At 72.4% G+C, this 13,807-nt stretch carries 18 protein-coding genes and 1 riboswitch; of the genes, 11 read left to right on the forward strand and 7 right to left on the reverse strand.

What is annotated here, in order from left to right:
- Window positions 1-79: 79 nt before the first annotated feature.
- Together AXK61_RS23420 and AXK61_RS23425 are read left to right on the forward strand one after the other, a co-directional pair.
- Window positions 80-1,774, forward strand: a complete 1,695-nt coding sequence (locus tag AXK61_RS23420; RefSeq protein ID WP_068747133.1) for an MFS transporter — start codon at window positions 80-82, stop codon at window positions 1,772-1,774.
- A 13-nt stretch (window positions 1,775-1,787) separates the two neighbouring features.
- Window positions 1,788-2,330, forward strand: a complete 543-nt coding sequence (locus tag AXK61_RS23425; protein ID WP_068747134.1) for a DUF2771 family protein — start codon at window positions 1,788-1,790, stop codon at window positions 2,328-2,330.
- A 125-nt stretch (window positions 2,331-2,455) separates the two neighbouring features.
- Here AXK61_RS23425 and AXK61_RS25945 read toward each other — a convergent pair whose 3' ends face one another.
- Window positions 2,456-2,890: a cold-shock protein gene (locus AXK61_RS25945; RefSeq protein WP_068747135.1), complete on the reverse strand. Its 435-nt coding sequence runs from the start codon at window positions 2,888-2,890 to the stop codon at window positions 2,456-2,458.
- A gap of 82 nt (window positions 2,891-2,972) precedes the next feature.
- Between AXK61_RS25945 and AXK61_RS23435 the strand changes: the two genes are divergently transcribed.
- From AXK61_RS23435 to AXK61_RS23455, 5 genes are all read left to right on the forward strand, one after another.
- Entirely contained in the window at window positions 2,973-3,191 is a 219-nt protein-coding gene (locus tag AXK61_RS23435) for a hypothetical protein (protein ID WP_068747136.1), read from the forward strand.
- Window positions 3,188-4,177 (forward strand): GTP 3',8-cyclase MoaA, encoded by a 990-nt coding sequence (gene moaA / locus AXK61_RS23440; RefSeq protein ID WP_068747137.1) that lies wholly within the window; start codon window positions 3,188-3,190, stop codon window positions 4,175-4,177. Before AXK61_RS23435 ends, moaA begins: the two co-directional genes overlap by 4 nt.
- A gap of 3 nt (window positions 4,178-4,180) precedes the next feature.
- Complete coding sequence (locus AXK61_RS23445; RefSeq protein WP_068747138.1) at window positions 4,181-4,420, forward strand: MoaD/ThiS family protein; 240 nt, start codon at window positions 4,181-4,183, stop codon at window positions 4,418-4,420.
- Between the two features lie 174 nt (window positions 4,421-4,594).
- Window positions 4,595-4,755: riboswitch (cyclic di-AMP (ydaO/yuaA leader) on the forward strand.
- A 9-nt stretch (window positions 4,756-4,764) separates the two neighbouring features.
- Entirely contained in the window at window positions 4,765-5,448 is a 684-nt protein-coding gene (locus AXK61_RS23450; RefSeq protein ID WP_068747139.1) for a transglycosylase family protein, read from the forward strand.
- Between the two features lie 202 nt (window positions 5,449-5,650).
- On the forward strand, window positions 5,651-6,559 hold the full coding sequence (locus tag AXK61_RS23455; protein WP_068747140.1) for a hypothetical protein: 909 nt from the start codon (window positions 5,651-5,653) through the stop codon (window positions 6,557-6,559).
- A 43-nt stretch (window positions 6,560-6,602) separates the two neighbouring features.
- Here the strand turns inward: AXK61_RS23455 and AXK61_RS23460 are convergent, their stop codons facing one another.
- From AXK61_RS23460 to AXK61_RS23475, 4 genes are read right to left on the reverse strand one after another with little or no spacing between them, the layout of a single operon-like run.
- On the reverse strand, window positions 6,603-7,028 hold the full coding sequence (locus AXK61_RS23460) for a molybdenum cofactor biosynthesis protein MoaE (protein ID WP_068574579.1): 426 nt from the start codon (window positions 7,026-7,028) through the stop codon (window positions 6,603-6,605).
- Window positions 7,021-7,521 (reverse strand): MogA/MoaB family molybdenum cofactor biosynthesis protein, encoded by a 501-nt coding sequence (locus AXK61_RS23465; RefSeq protein WP_068574577.1) that lies wholly within the window; start codon window positions 7,519-7,521, stop codon window positions 7,021-7,023. Before AXK61_RS23465 ends, AXK61_RS23460 begins: the two co-directional genes overlap by 8 nt.
- Window positions 7,521-7,946 carry a cyclic pyranopterin monophosphate synthase MoaC gene (moaC, locus tag AXK61_RS23470; RefSeq protein WP_068574575.1) on the reverse strand — a complete coding sequence of 142 codons (426 nt, stop codon included), beginning with the start codon at window positions 7,944-7,946 and terminating at the stop codon, window positions 7,521-7,523. Before moaC ends, AXK61_RS23465 begins: the two co-directional genes overlap by 1 nt.
- A gap of 41 nt (window positions 7,947-7,987) precedes the next feature.
- A complete protein-coding gene (locus AXK61_RS23475) occupies window positions 7,988-8,182 on the reverse strand; it encodes a hypothetical protein (protein WP_068574572.1) in 195 nt (64 codons plus the stop codon).
- Window positions 8,183-8,221: 39 nt separating this feature from the next.
- Between AXK61_RS23475 and AXK61_RS23480 the strand changes: the two genes are divergently transcribed.
- The 3 genes from AXK61_RS23480 to AXK61_RS23490 are packed head-to-tail and all read left to right on the forward strand — an operon-like array spanning window position 8,222 to window position 11,575.
- A complete protein-coding gene (locus AXK61_RS23480) occupies window positions 8,222-10,414 on the forward strand; it encodes a helicase-associated domain-containing protein (RefSeq protein WP_068574569.1) in 2,193 nt (730 codons plus the stop codon).
- A gap of 49 nt (window positions 10,415-10,463) precedes the next feature.
- Window positions 10,464-11,144 carry a DUF433 domain-containing protein gene (locus tag AXK61_RS23485; protein ID WP_068747141.1) on the forward strand — a complete coding sequence of 227 codons (681 nt, stop codon included), beginning with the start codon at window positions 10,464-10,466 and terminating at the stop codon, window positions 11,142-11,144.
- The gene (locus tag AXK61_RS23490; protein WP_068574565.1) at window positions 11,141-11,575 is read left to right on the forward strand and encodes a PIN-like domain-containing protein; all 435 of its coding nucleotides are present in this window, start codon (window positions 11,141-11,143) and stop codon (window positions 11,573-11,575) included. The genes AXK61_RS23485 and AXK61_RS23490 overlap by 4 nt, the downstream gene beginning before the upstream one ends.
- Before the next feature lie 9 nt (window positions 11,576-11,584).
- On the opposite strand, the gene AXK61_RS23495 is transcribed toward AXK61_RS23490, so the two are convergent.
- Window positions 11,585-12,835 carry an RNA polymerase sigma factor gene (locus tag AXK61_RS23495; protein ID WP_068747142.1) on the reverse strand — a complete coding sequence of 417 codons (1,251 nt, stop codon included), beginning with the start codon at window positions 12,833-12,835 and terminating at the stop codon, window positions 11,585-11,587.
- On the reverse strand, window positions 12,832-13,194 hold the full coding sequence (locus AXK61_RS23500; protein WP_068574561.1) for a YciI family protein: 363 nt from the start codon (window positions 13,192-13,194) through the stop codon (window positions 12,832-12,834). Before AXK61_RS23500 ends, AXK61_RS23495 begins: the two co-directional genes overlap by 4 nt.
- Before the next feature lie 189 nt (window positions 13,195-13,383).
- Here AXK61_RS23500 and AXK61_RS23505 point away from each other — a divergent pair, with 189 nt between their 5' ends.
- Window positions 13,384-13,803: a DUF6069 family protein gene (locus AXK61_RS23505; protein ID WP_068574559.1), complete on the forward strand. Its 420-nt coding sequence runs from the start codon at window positions 13,384-13,386 to the stop codon at window positions 13,801-13,803.
- The last annotated feature ends 4 nt before the right edge of the window (window positions 13,804-13,807 follow it).

The following is a 13,807-nucleotide window of genomic DNA, read 5'->3' on the forward strand; positions in this document are numbered from 1 at the left end:
TTGTGCCGGACGCCGGGATCGCCGGTGCACGCGGGCGGCGAACGACCGGTGTCGGCGGCGCCGTCGCCGATGCGGAACAATGGTCCGCGTGAGCGGTCATCCGGGGCAGCAGCAGTATCCCCCCGACGAGCCCCGGCGCCGTCCGGGGTCGGTTCCGCGTGCGCACAGCGGGCAGTCGCCGCGGCAGGGGCCACCGTCGAACGGCGAACCGCACCGCCCGCAGTACGTGTCCAACCATCACCTCCCTCCCCTCGAGGACACCCCGACCCCGTCCGAGCGGCGCGCGACCGAGGACGAGCAGCGGCGGATGCCGCGCAAGATCACCGTCACCCGCGTGGCGGCGATGCGCGGGCGCGAGATCACCGAGGCCGGGATCGCGAAGTGGCACCGGGCCACCACCGCCGACGGTGCCGACAAGTCCGGTCTGACCGCGCTCACCTACCCGGTGATCCTCAACAACGCCGTCGACGCCGCGATGATGGTCGCGCTGGCCAACACCCTGTTCTTCGCGGCGGCGCAGGCCGAGTCCAAGTCGAAGGTCGCGCTGTACCTGCTGGTGAACATCGCGCCCTTCGCGATCATCGCGCCGTTCATGGGACCACTGCTCGACCGCATCCAGCACGGCCGGCGGATGGCCCTCGCGGCGTCCTTCGTGATCCGCGTCGGGCTCGCGGTCCTGCTCATCACGAACTGCGAGTACGACCCGGTGGCGAACACCGTGAACTTCGATCCCTGGGTGCTCTATCCCTGCGCACTCGCGATGATGGTGATGAGCAAATCGTTCTCGGTGCTCAAGTCCGCGGTCGTGCCGCGGGTGCTGCCACCGTCGATCGACCTCGCCCGGGTGAACTCGCGGCTGACCCTGTTCGGGCTGGTGGCGGGCACGGGCCTCGGCGGCGCGATCGCGTCCGGCGCCGAGTTCGGGCTCAGCCGGATGCTGCACATCCCCGGCGGCATGTACGCGCTGATGGCGTTCGCGGTGGCCGGAGCGGTGCTGTGCATGCGCATCCCCAAGCGGGTCGAGAACACCTCCGGCGAGGTCCCGACCACGCTGTCCTACACCGGTGCCATGGCGCGCGAGGCCGAGCAGGAGACCGAGACCGGCCGCGCGAAGCTGGGCGCCGCCTTCAAGAACCTGCGCGCGCCGCTGGGCCGCAGCGTCGTGACCGGACTGTGGGGAAACACCACGATCCGCGTGCTCACCGGCTTCCTCACCCTGTACATCGCGTTCTACAGCAAGGCGCAGACGGCGGCCGGCGGCGATCCGTTCGCCTCGCTCGCCATGATCGGTGCGGTCGGCGCCGCCGCGGGGGTGGGCAACTTCATCGGCAACGGCATCGGCGCGCGGCTGCAGCTGCCCCGGCCTGCGCGCATCGTCGTGCAGACGACGATCGCCGCCACCGTCGGCGCGATCGTCGCGGCGGTGTTCGGCAACATCGTGGTGGTCGCCGCGGTCACCTTCATCGCCTCGGGTGTGTCCGCGTTGGGGAAGGTCTCACTCGACGCGTCGATCCAGGACGACCTGCCCGACGAGTCCCGCGCGTCGGCCTTCGGCCGCTCGGAGACCGCGCTGCAGCTCGGCTGGGTCGGCGGTGCCGCGCTCGGCGTGCTGCTGCCGCCCACGCTGTGGATCGGCTTCGCCACCGTCGCCGCGATCATGGTGGTGGGCACCGTGCAGACGGTCCTCACCTACCGGGGCGGCTCGCTCGTCCCGAACTTCGGCGGCAAGCGCCCCGAACACGTGCCGCCCACGATGAACACCCACCCACGATGAACGAGGTCGCTCGATGATCAAGCCCAGCCGGAACGTCCTCATCGCCGGGGTGGTGTTCATCGTCGCAGCGGCCGTGCTGTTCGCGTTCACGATCAGCGCCGCGCTGGACAAGCGGGCCGAGCCCAAGCCCCGGCCCGCGCTCAGCGCCGCCGTGGGCGGGCAGTACGAGCAGGTCGCACCGATGCAGTTCTGCGCGGACGTGCGCGCACTGCAGTGCGACCAGCCGCGCAAGCCGGCGAGGATGTCCGTCGAGCCCGGTCAGGCGCTCGTGATCTCCCTACCCGAGTACATCACCAAGCTTCCGTGGTTCCTCACCGTGCAGCGGTACGACACCAAGCTCGGCAAGGCGACGCTGGAGACCATCACGCACCTCGAGCCGGAGCGGGCCACACTGGTTCTCAAGTCCACCCACGACCTGCTCCTCGCGGCCGTCGAGATCAACGTCCCCTCGGCCGCCCAGGATTCGTCCGGCGCATTCATCGCCCAGGCGGTGTGGGGCATCGACACTCTCGCTGCCAGCGTGACCAAGGACTTCGCCCTGGTCCAGAAGCCGTAGCCGAGGCCCCCAGGCGGCACTTCACCCTTCCGGAACCCCAGCCATCGGGCGATTCGGGTGCGGATGGCTTCCCGCATCCGCTTCGCCCGCGGCAGCGGCCCACCGCGGACCGTCGACCCGCGGAACTAGGAGTCCAGCTCCCGGGCGATCTCGCGGAGCACCTTGGCGATCTGCTCGGAGGCCTTGCGGTCGGGGTAGCGGCCCTTGCGCAGCTCGGGCTGCACGCCCGCGTCGAGCAGCTGGATCATGTCCTCGATGAGCACGTTCAGCTCCTCGGCGGGACGACGGTTCGCCGCCGGCCGGCGGCTGCGCGCAGCACCCGCCGCGCCCGCACCTGCGCCGCGCGAGACCGACGGGGCGGGCTCGAGCACGGTCACCGTCAGCGCCTGCGGGCCGCGACGACCCGCGGCCATGCTGAACTCGACCCGCTGGCCCTGCCGGAGGCCGTCGGCACCGTCGGGCAGCGCGGACGAACGGACGTAGACGTCCTCCCCGCCCTCCTGGGAGAGGAATCCGAAACCCTTGTCCGTGTCGTACCACTTGACCTTGCCGGTAGGCATGTCTTCGTCACCTGCTCTGCGCTCAAAGAACAACAAAACGCGCCCCGCGAACTGCGAGACGCACTGGGACTAGTCTAGACGTGTGGGCAAGTCCGTTTCCGTCGCCGTCTCCGTGTCGATCGCGCTGTTCGCGATCGGGTTGATCGCGATCGCCGCCCTGTTCGTCACTCCCCTCCTCGCGCACGGCGCCACTGCACCCACCTGGGTGTACGCACTGACCCCGCTGACCCCGGTCGGCTTCCTCGTGGGTGTGGTCGCCGTGGTCCTGGGAGGCCGCGCCGAGGACCGCGAGCAGCCGTGAAACCCCTCATCGACAAGTACGGCCGCGTGGCACGCGACCTGCGCGTCTCGCTGACCGATCGGTGCAACCTGCGCTGCACCTACTGCATGCCCGCCGAGGGGCTGCCGTGGCTGGCCGGCGAACACGTCCTGACGGGGCCCGAGATCGACCGGCTCATCACGATCGCGGTGCGCGACCTGGGCATCACCGAGGTCCGATTCACCGGAGGTGAGCCGCTGCTGCGGGCGGACCTCGACCGGATCGTGGCGCACGCCGCCGCGCTGGAGCCGCGTCCGGAGATCTCGCTGACCACGAACGGCCTCTCCCTCGCCCGACACGCCGGGAAGCTCGCCGGCGCCGGCCTGGACCGCGTCAACGTCTCCCTGGACACCGTCGACCGCGAGGAGTACGCCCGGGTCACTCGGCGCGACCGCCTCGACGACGCGCTGGCGGGCCTGCGGGCCGCCGCGGCCGCCGGACTCACCCCGGTCAAGGTCAACGCCGTCCTGGGACCGGGGCGCATCGGGGACGCGCGGCCTCTGCTGCGCCTGTGCCTCGACGCGGGCTACGAGCTGCGGATCATCGAGCACATGCCGCTCGACGCCGACCACACCTGGAACCGCGACACGATGGTCACGGCCGAGCACATCCTCGCCGAGCTGCGCCGCGAGTTCGCCCTCACGCCGGACGGCGAGCCGCGCGGCAGCGCGCCCGCCGAGCGATTCCTGGTGGACGGCGGACCGTCGACGGTGGGCGTCATCGCGTCCGTGACGCGCCCCTTCTGCGGCGACTGCGACCGCGTCCGGCTCACCGCGGACGGCCAGATCCGCACCTGCCTGTTCGCCGCCGACGAGACCGACCTCAAGCCCCTGCTCCGCGGCGGCGCCTCCGACGACGAGATCGGTGACGCGTGGGCCGCCGCGATGCTCGGTAAGCAGGCCGGCCACGGCATCGACGACCCGACCTTCCTGCAGCCCACGCGCACGATGAGCGCGATCGGTGGCTGACGCGTGCTGATCCGCTACTTCGCCGCCGCCCGCGCGGCCGCGGGGGTCTCCGAGGAGACCGTCCCGATGCCCGACGGTGCCTCGGTCGCCGAGGTGGCCGACGTTCTGGTCGAGCGCCACCCCGAGTTGGGCCGTGTGCTCACGCGCTGCAGCTACCTGCTCGACGAGGTGGCCGTCCGCGACCTCGACGCGCCGGCGACGGGGGCGATGCTCGACGTGCTCCCGCCCTTCGCGGGCGGCTGATCCCGCCCTTCGCGGGCAGCCGATCCGGCCCGTCCGGGCCCGTGACATCCATCACACTCCACAAAATCACGGTCCGGTAACGGTTGGGCCACGGGCCGGGGTCTGTTACCGTCGCTGAGGGCCGCAGCAGTGGCCACCCGATCGGGCGCAGCGCAGAGCTTCGTCCAGTGTCCGTTTCGGGGAATGCACCACGATCTACACCTGGACGAAGGCGGAGGAACCACCGCGGCCGCAACGCCGCAGGGCACACGCCCTAGGGGTCAAGCCAGCAATGGCCGAGCAGCCTCTCGCTCGAACCCGACAGCTAACTTCGCACGCGCGTAGAGAGGGAATGACTTCACACGATGACCGCTCGTCACCGCAAGCAGTCCACCACCAGCCTGAGCGCCGCCAAGATCGCCGCCGCCGGCGCGATGCTCGGTGGCGCGGGTCTCGCGCTCGCCGCTCCCGCCGCGAACGCCGCGCCCGATTCCCAGTGGGACCAGGTCGCCGCGTGCGAGTCCGGCGGCAACTGGGCCATCAACACCGGCAACGGCTACCACGGCGGCCTCCAGTTCAGCCCGTCGACGTGGGCCGCCTACGGCGGCACGCAGTACGCGCCCACCGCCAACCAGGCCACCCGCGCGCAGCAGATCGCGATCGGCGAGAAGGTCCTCGCAGGCCAGGGCAAGGGCGCGTGGCCGTCGTGCGGTACCGGCCTCGGTGCCGCGACCCAGCGCACCGTCTCCCCCACCGAGACCTCGAACAGCACGCGTCCGGTCACCAAGCCGGTGACCCCGGCCGCGCAGAAGCCCGTCGCCAAGCCCGCCACCCCGGCGGCGCAGAAGCCGGCTGCCAAGCCCGCCGTGAAGCCCGCGGCCAAGCCCGTCGCGAAGCCGGCCGTCAAGCCGGCGCAGAAGCCGGTCGCCGGCCAGACCGCGAACTCGGCCTACGTCCAGCAGGTCATCGCGCAGGCCCAGAACGGTGGCAAGCAGGTCGACCCGGCCGTGCTCGCCATGCTGCAGCAGGCCGCGGCCAAGGGCTACTGAGCCTGAAGCACACACGCTTCCCCCGAAGGGACCGACGGCATCGCCGTCGGTCCCTTCGTTCTTTCACCCCAGGCTCGCACGATGTGAACTGCGACACACCGAATCGATCACGAGGAGGTAACGTTTTGCAGTCGCACATCATCTGCTAGGTTCTTGTCGATCACATTTCGTGACTGCAAAGCACAGTAGGAAGAGAGCCAGGATGACTGCTCGCCCCCGCACCTCGCGCACTGCCGGCAAGATCGCCGCAGTCGGCGCACTGATCGCCGCCGCGGGCCTCGTCGTCGCAGCTCCGGTCTCCGCCGCGCCCGGCTGCCCGTGCGCGAACCCCACCCCCGTGCCGACGCCCGCACCGGGCGCAGCGGCCCCCGCGGCCGCGAAGCCCGCCCCGGCGAAGCCTGCGGCCGGCACTCCCGCCCGGCCCGGCTCGGTGAACGTTCCCGGCGTCGGCGCGGTCGTCATTCCCGGTGTGGGCGGGGTCGGCGGTTCGACGGTGCCCGGGCTCGGCGCCGTCGGCACGGGAACCGGCGCGGTCGCCCCCGCCACGGGCACCCGCCCGGCAGCACCGCGCGGCACCGGCACCGGCAACGGCAACGGAGCGGGCGTCGTGGCGCCGGTCGGCGTGGGCGCCGTCGCGCCCGCGGTCGGCGCAGTGGTGCCCGTCGGTACCGGCACCGTCGCCCCGCGCGGCACCGGCGTGGTGGCGCCTCGCGGCATCGGCACCGTCGCGCCCGTCACGGGGGCGGTCGCACCCCGCGGAGTCGGCACCATCCCCGGCGGCCTGGGTGGCCCGGCCATCGCGGGCGTCGGCGGCGTCCCCGTCGGCGCTCCCGGCGCGGGTATCGGCGGCGTGATCGGCCGCCCCGGGCATCCGCTCGCGCCCGGCGACAACGGCGGCATCGACGGGGTCGGCGTGACCGGCACCAGCTCGGGCGTCAAGCCCGTTCGGCCCGTCGTGCCCGCCACGGCGAACGTCCCGTCGCGCCCGGCGAATCCGGGCGCCACGATCCCCGACGGCGTGCTCGGCGTCCCGGTGGTCCCCGGACACCTCGGTGTCCCCCTGTTCACTCCGCGCCCGTGCGACCCCACGAAGGTCACCACGTGCGCGTAGTTCCGGTCACCTCGTAACGAACCGGCATCGAGTGGGTCGGCGGCTACGCGCTGCCGACCCATTCGTCTGTTCCGTCCCCGAACAGCTGGTGCTTCCAGACGGGCAGCGCCTCTTTCACGGCGTCGACGATCCGCGCGCAGGTCGCGAAGGCGGCGGCGCGGTGATCCGCCGACACGGCGACCACCAGCGCGGCGTCGCCGATCGCCAACGGGCCCACGCGGTGCGACACGGCGACCGCCCGCACTCCCTGCGCGGCGTCCGCTTCGGCCTGCACGACCTCGGCGAGGACCCGCCCGGCGCTGGGGTGCGCCGAGTACTCCAATCGCGTCACGCCGCGGCCCCCGTCGTGATCGCGGACGGCGCCGACGAAACCCACGACCGCGCCCGCCTCGGCGCGCGTCACCGCCGCCTCGTGCGCGGGCAGGTCGATGGGGTCCTCGGTGACCTGCGCGATGACGACCTCAACCATGATCGCCGCCGCGGATCTGGTCCAGCGCGTGCAGCAGCACCCCGTCGAGCACCTCCAGCCCGTCGCGGACACCGCCGGTGGACCCGGGCAGGTTCACCACCAGCGAGGATCCCGCGACGCCGGCGAGCCCGCGGCTGAGCACGGTCGTCGGGACGTCCGGCAGGCCCGACGTGCGGATGGCGTTGGCGAGGCCGGGGATCTCGAAGGTGAGCGCACCGCGCGTCTCCTCGGGCGTGCGATCGGTCGGCGTGAGGCCGGTGCCGCCCGTCGTGAGCACGACGGCGTCGCCGCGCCGGACGGCGGACCGGATGGCTGCGCCCACCTCCTCGCCGTCGGGCACGACGACGGGGCCGTAGACCTCGAAGCCCCGCTCACCGAGCCAGGCTGCGATGAGGGGGCCGGTGGTGTCCGCACGCTCGCCGAGGGCGGCGCGGGTGGAGGCGACCACGACGGTGGCGCAGCGGTCGCGGGACGGTCGGAGCGGTTCGGTCATCATCTCTCCCAGTGGCCGGTCTTGCCGCCGTCCTTGGTGAGCACGCGGATGTCCGTCATGACCGCGGCCGGGTCGAGGGCCTTGACCATGTCGTGCAGGGTCAGGCCCGCGACCGACACCGCGGTGAGCGCCTCCATCTCGACGCCCGTACGGCCGGTGCAGCGCACGGTGGCGGTGACGGTGATCTCCGTTCCCGAGGGCTCGAGGTCCACGGTGACCCCCGAGATCGGCAGCGGGTGGCACAGCGGGATCAGGTCGGCGGTGCGTTTGACCGCCATGATCCCCGCGATGCGGGCGGTGGCGAGCACGTCGCCCTTGGGGACCGCACCGTCGGCGATGGCCGCGATGACGGTCTCGGTGGTACGGAAGGTCCCGGCCGCGACCGCGGTGCGCGCGGTCACGTCCTTGCCGGACACGTCGACCATGCGGGCGGCACCCGTGGCGTCGACGTGCGAGAGCTCTCCGGTCAGCGGTTGATCTTCGTCGACGGGTGCACGTACGGGATGTGCGCCTGCGGGAACTCGACCTCGCCGAACGGCGACATCGCGCCGACCACCGGGGCGGCCAGCTCGTTCACGGCGTGGGCGGCATGGCCGTCGTTCGCCTGCGGCCAGCCGTTGTCGACGTAGCCGGGCTTCTTCGCATTCGAGGTCTCAGACACGCCGCTATTCTGACATGCCGCGGTGTCTAGGCTGTATCGGTGAGCAGTATTGCGGCGTCGGCCGCCCCCGCGGCGCTCCTCGCGGAGTGGTTGCGCGGCCGCGACGACGCGGAGATCACGGCCCTCCTCGACGCCCGCCGCGACGTCGCGACGCCGGTCCCCGCGGGTTTCCCGGTGCTCGCGAGCCGTCTGCTCAGCCCCTCATCGCTGGGCCGGGTGTCCGAGCATCTCACCCTGTTGGACCTGGCCGTCCTGGAACTCGTGCTCGCCGAGTCGGGGATCGACCTCGACGCGCTGGCCCGCCGGCTCCGCGGCCGGGCACTGAAGAAGCAGGTCGCCGCGTCGGCGGGCAAGCTCGTCGGGCTGGCCCTGATCCGGGGCGAGCAGGAGCTGCACACCGCGCCCGCCGTCCGGGAGGCCGTCCCGTGGCGGACGGCGCAGCTGATCGCCCCGCCGGACCTCGCGGACATCGACGCCGCCCTCGCGGTCGCGGGCGAGGACGAGCGGGCCCTACTGGACCGACTCGCGGAGGGCTCGCCGCTGGGCCGGACCGCCGCCGCGGGCCCCGGTACATCGACCGAGCATCCGGTGCAGCGGATGCTCGCATCCGGGCTGCTGGCCCGCGTCGATCACCAGACCGTCGAGCTGCCGTGGGAGGTCCGCGCCCGACTGCGGGGCGAGTTGCCGCTGGGCGCCTCCCTCAAGCCGCCCGTGCTCGACGGTCCGCCCGTCCCCGGCGTCGACGGTGCCGGCGCGGTCGCCGCTCTGGAGCTGCTGCGCCACGCCGACGACGTGCTGGGCGTGCTGGGCGCAGTCCCCGCGCAGCGGGTGAAGGCGGGTGGCATCGGGATCCGCGAGCTGCGCCGCGTCGCGAAGGCGGCGGGCCTGCCCGAGGAGCGCGCCGCGCTCCTCCTGGAGCTGCTCGCGGCCGCGGCGCTGATCGCGGAGGGCGAACTGGACGGCGAGGAGGATTCGGTGTTCGCGCCGACCGTCGCGGTCGACGAGTGGCAGCGGTCCGAGCCCGCGGACCGCTGGGCGCTGCTCGCCCGCACCTGGTTGGACCTGCGGCGACAGCCCGCGCTGATCGGCACCCGCGGTGAGGAGGGCATCGTCGGTCCGCTGCACCGGGCGGCGCGCAGCACCGTCGCCCCGCAGGACCGCGCGGCCGTGCTCGACGCCCTGGCCCTCGCCCCGGAGGGCACCGCCCCGGCGACGGCCGACCTGCACGCCGCGACCCGGTACGCGCACCCGTCCTGGTACCGCAGGCTGACGCTGCAGGCGATCGCGGACATCGTCGAGCAGGCGCAGGTGGTGGGCCTCGTGGCGGGCGGCGCGCTGACGGCCGCCGGCCGCGCGGCCCGCACCACCGATCCCGCGCAGGCGATGGCTGCGGCGTTGCCGAAGCCGGTCGAGGAGTTCCTGCTCCAGGCGGACCTGACACTGACGATCCCCGGTCCCACGACGCACGACTTCGCGGCGTCCGTCGCGCTGGTCGCCGACCTGGAGTCCGCGGGCGGCGCGGCCGTGTACCGCGTGACGGACGCCTCGGTGCGCCGGGCACTCGACGCCGGGCGCACCTCCGCCGAGGTGCACGCCTTCTTCGCCGCGCACGCGGTGACGCCGGTGCCGCAAGGCCTCACCTACCTGGTCGACGACGTCGCGCGCCGGCACGGTGCCCTGCGCGCGGGCGTCGCGGGCTCGTTCCTCCGGTCCGACGACCCCGCCCTCGTCGCAGCGGTCCTCGCCTCCCCCGCGGCGGAGGCGCTCGCGCTGCGGGCCGTCGCCCCGACGGTGCTCATCGCCCAGGTCACGCTGTCGGACCTGGTTGCCGGCCTGGCCGCCGCGGGCTTCAACGCGGCCGCCGAGGACTCGCGCGGCGTCGTCGTCGACCTGCGCCCGTCCGCCGTACGGCTGCCCCCGCCCCGGTCCCGGCCGCCGGCGGCGCGGCCCACGCTCGAGCAGTTGGCCGACGCCGCGGTGCAGATCCGCCGGCAGGACGCCCCGTCGGACGACGGTGCCGGCGTCTCCGGCCGGGAGCTGATGGAGCTGCTCCAGTCCGCGGCCGGCGACGGCCGATCCGTCCGGCTGGGCTACGTGGATGCGAACGGGGTGTTCACGCGGCACGTCGTGGTGCCCGAGTCGGTGCGGCACGGTCAGCTCACGGCGGTCGACGGTGACTCTCCCCGCCGGTTCGCCCTGCATCGCGTGACCACCGCGGAGTACGCCGAGTAGGTCGCAATCATCGGTCCTCGCACGAATTCAATCGTGCAAGAATGGTTGTGTGGCTCATTCCCTGCTCGACCGAGCGATCTACTCCTATTCGGACGTGGATCGTCTCGTCGGGCTTCACTCAGGAACCGCACGCCGCTGGCTGGAGGGCTATGCCCGGGCCGGCAAGTTCTACGATCCGATTCTTCGCGACGAACCAACATGCTCCGATGCAGTGACGTGGGGCGAGATGGTCGAGTCCCGGCTGCTCGCTGAGTACCGCGATCGGCGCGTACCCGTCCAACGGCTTCGACCCGCGATCGTCCAGCTCAGGGAGGAGTTCGGTCGCTACCCCCTCGCGCACGCTCGACCACTCCTCGACGTCGCCGGCCGAGAGCTTGTGCGGATCGTGCAAGAGCGGGTCGAACTCGAGAGTCCGCTGCAGTTAGTGGTGGTGAGGAACGGCCAGGTCGTACTCGCCGACGCCGCCGAGCGATTTTACTCGGCCGCCGGGTACAGCGATGACGTGGTCGCCCGACTGACGCCGGATGTACGAACTCCCGACGTCACGATGAATCCCCGGACAGCGTTCGGGCGGCCGTCCGTCCGTGGCGTGAGGACCGAATCCCTCGCTGAGGACTTCCGCGCCGGCACGACCCGCGCCGAACTGGCCGATCTCTACGATCTAAGCCCGAGCGAGGTCGACGCGGCGATTCGCTTCGAACTGATCGCGGGCAGCGAGCGCAGCGCTTGAGCGCCCAGGGTTTCGCGCCGGTGTACTTCACCGACGAGAACACCCTGGGGCTGGGCAAACTGCTCCGCCGCGCCGGGCGCACAGACGTCTTCTACCCCGGACATGAGGGGCTCCCTGAGATTCCGCGCGGCACCGAGGACCAGGATTGGCTCCCGATCGTCGGAGCGCGCGCGATGATCGTCGTCAGCCGCGATCGAAGAATCAGGACGCGCCCTGCGGAACTGCGCGCCTACCACGAACACGGTGTCCGGTCCGTGTGGATCGGCGCGAAGCAGGACCTCGGGCCACAGCAACAGATGGACCTGTTTCTCGCCCACGAAGATCGCCTTCGGCGCGAGATCATCAAACGCGGCGCCGGCCCCTGGGCAGTCGCACTGGGGCCCTCCGGGATACGCCCTTTGCCGCTTCGCCCGAACCCCGCGGGATCTTGACCACCTTGGTCACACCAGCTCGCCGCGCTTGCGAGTGAGGTAGGCGCGCTCGGCGGAGTTGCCCGACGCGGCGATCGCAGCGTCGTACTCCGCCTTCGCCTCGGCGGTGCGGCCGAGCCGCCGCAGCAGGTGCGCCCGGGTGGCGTGGAACGGGTGGTAGTCGGTCAGCGGCAGCGGGTCGACGAGAGCGAGCGCGACCTCGGGGCCGTCGAGTTCGGCGACCGCGACGGCCCGGTTGAGCCGCACGATCGGCGACGGGTCGATAGCGAGGAGCTGGTCGTAGAGCGCCACGACCTGCGCGTAGTCGACGGTGTCGGCGCTGGGCGCGTCGGTGTGGACGGCACCGATCGCGGCGAGGATCTGGTACCGCCCGGGCCGGTTCAGCGCGAGGCACTCCCGGACCAGACGGTGCCCCTCCGCGATCGCGACGCGGTCCCATCCGGCACGGTCCTGCTCGTCGAGCGGCACCAGCTGGCCGCCGCGCACGCGCGCCTCGCGGCGGGCGTCGGTGAGCAGCATCAGGGCGAGCAGGCCGGTCACCTCGGGGTCGTCGGGTAGCAGCACGCGGACCAGCCGCGCCAGCCGGATGGCCTCGGTGGTGAGCTCGGCGAGGATCGGCTCGCCGTCGCCGCTCGCGAGGTACCCCTCGTTGAAGACGAGGAACAGCACCGTCAGCACCCCGTCGACCCGGTCGGGCAGGTCCGACGGTGCCGGTACCCGGTACGGGATGCGGGCCGCGGCGATCTTCTTCTTGGCGCGGGTGATCCGCTGCCCCATCGTGGTCTCGGGGACGAGGAAGGCACGGGCGATCTCGGGCACCGTCAGGCCGCCGAGCAGGCGGAGTGTGAGCGCGATCCGCGCTTCGGGGGCGAGCGCAGGGTGGCAGCAGGTGAAGATCAGCCGCAGCCGGTCGTCCTCGACCGCGCCGGTCGGTTCGGGGTCGGAGTCGTCGTGGATCATCTCAGCCGCCCTGTGCTTGGCGTCGCGCTGGTTCTCGCGCCGGATCCGGTCGATCGCGCGGTTGCCCGCGGTGGTGGTGAGCCAGGCGCCGGGGTTCGGCGGGATGCCGTCGGCCCGCCAGCGCTCGACGGCGACCAGGATCGCCTCGCCCGCCGCCTCCTCGGCGATCGTGATGTCGCCGAAGCGGCGGACGAGCGAGGCGACGACCCGGCCGTACTCCTCGCGGAACACCCGGTCGAGGGCGGCGACCGAGTCGGGATTCGGCCCGCTCGCTCCGTTCCCGGCGCCGGGCTCGGTCACGCCAGCCCGTCGAAGGCGCGGACCTCGACGGTGCCGCCGCAGGCCTTGGATCCCTCGGCCGCGAGCCGCAGCGCGACGTCGAGGTCGGGCGCGTCGATCACCCAGAACCCGCCGAGGAGCTCCTTCGACTCGAGGTAGGGGCCGTCGGTGATGATCGGCTTGTCGCCGCGGCCGTCGACGACGGTTGCGGTGGTCGCCTCCGCGAGCCCGCCGGCGAAGACCCAGTAGCCGTCGGCCTTGAGCTGCTGGTTGAACGCGTCCGTTCGCGCGAACGCCTCCTCCATCGCCTCCTTCGTGCCGTAGTCGCCGAAGTCGCCGCGCTCGGCGGGTCCGTGCACGGAGAGCAGGTAGTTCGTCATGGTCGTTCCTCTCGTCGTCGGATCGCCTGGTGGCGGTCCCTCACCTTCACTACGAACTCGGGCGTACCGATACGACACCACCCTCGGAAATTCTTCGCAGCACCGATGTCGAAATCCGTCGGCCCCGTTCGTGGAAGGGGTAGGACGCGCCCGCCCCGGGCACCGTCAACCACCGCTGAGGAGCACGCCATGAGCACCATCGCCGCCACCGTCGCACCTGTCCGTACCGACCGCCTGCCCGTGTGGAAGCACGGATTGGGCGCCGCCGTCGGCGCGTCGGTCGCCACCACCGCGATCGCCGCGGTCGCCTCCGACGCGGGTGTCACCTTCGCCGGGCCCGACGGTGCCTCCATCCCCCTGCTGGGGTTCGCGCAGCTCACGATGATCTTCTCGCTGATCGCCGTGGGCATCGCCGCCGTGCTGGCACGGCGTGCCCGGCGCCCGCGCTCGACCTTCGTCCGCACCTGCGTCACGCTCCTGGTCCTGTCCTTCGTGCCGGACCTCACCTTCGGCTTCGACGGTGCCTCCGCCGCAGTCCTGATCCTCACGCACGTCGCAGCGGCGGCGATCGTGGTGCCGGTACTCGCCCGCCGCCTCGACACGATGTGACCGA

Origin of the sequence: Tsukamurella pseudospumae, from assembly GCF_001575205.1 — a bacterium.
Lineage (GTDB): Bacteria > Actinomycetota > Actinomycetes > Mycobacteriales > Mycobacteriaceae > Tsukamurella > Tsukamurella pseudospumae.

Bases quoted from the DNA above. Each gene is read 5' to 3' on its own strand.
- AXK61_RS23500 (WP_068574561.1), bottom strand. From the start codon at position 13,194: ATGACGAACTACCTGCTCTCCGTGCACGGACCCGCCGAGCGCGGCGAC.
- AXK61_RS25945 (WP_068747135.1), bottom strand. From the start codon at position 2,890: ATGCCTACCGGCAAGGTCAAGTGGTACGACACGGACAAGGGTTTCGGA.
- moaC (WP_068574575.1), bottom strand. From the start codon at position 7,946: ATGGTCGACGTGTCCGGCAAGGACGTGACCGCGCGCACCGCGGTCGCG.
- AXK61_RS23460 (WP_068574579.1), bottom strand. From the start codon at position 7,028: ATGGTTGAGGTCGTCATCGCGCAGGTCACCGAGGACCCCATCGACCTG.
- AXK61_RS23420 (WP_068747133.1), top strand. From the start codon at position 80: ATGGTCCGCGTGAGCGGTCATCCGGGGCAGCAGCAGTATCCCCCCGAC.
- AXK61_RS23505 (WP_068574559.1), top strand. From the start codon at position 13,384: ATGAGCACCATCGCCGCCACCGTCGCACCTGTCCGTACCGACCGCCTG.
- AXK61_RS23450 (WP_068747139.1), top strand. From the start codon at position 4,765: ATGACCGCTCGTCACCGCAAGCAGTCCACCACCAGCCTGAGCGCCGCC.
- AXK61_RS23465 (WP_068574577.1), bottom strand. From the start codon at position 7,521: ATGACCGAACCGCTCCGACCGTCCCGCGACCGCTGCGCCACCGTCGTG.
- AXK61_RS23455 (WP_068747140.1), top strand. From the start codon at position 5,651: ATGACTGCTCGCCCCCGCACCTCGCGCACTGCCGGCAAGATCGCCGCA.
- AXK61_RS23425 (WP_068747134.1), top strand. From the start codon at position 1,788: ATGATCAAGCCCAGCCGGAACGTCCTCATCGCCGGGGTGGTGTTCATC.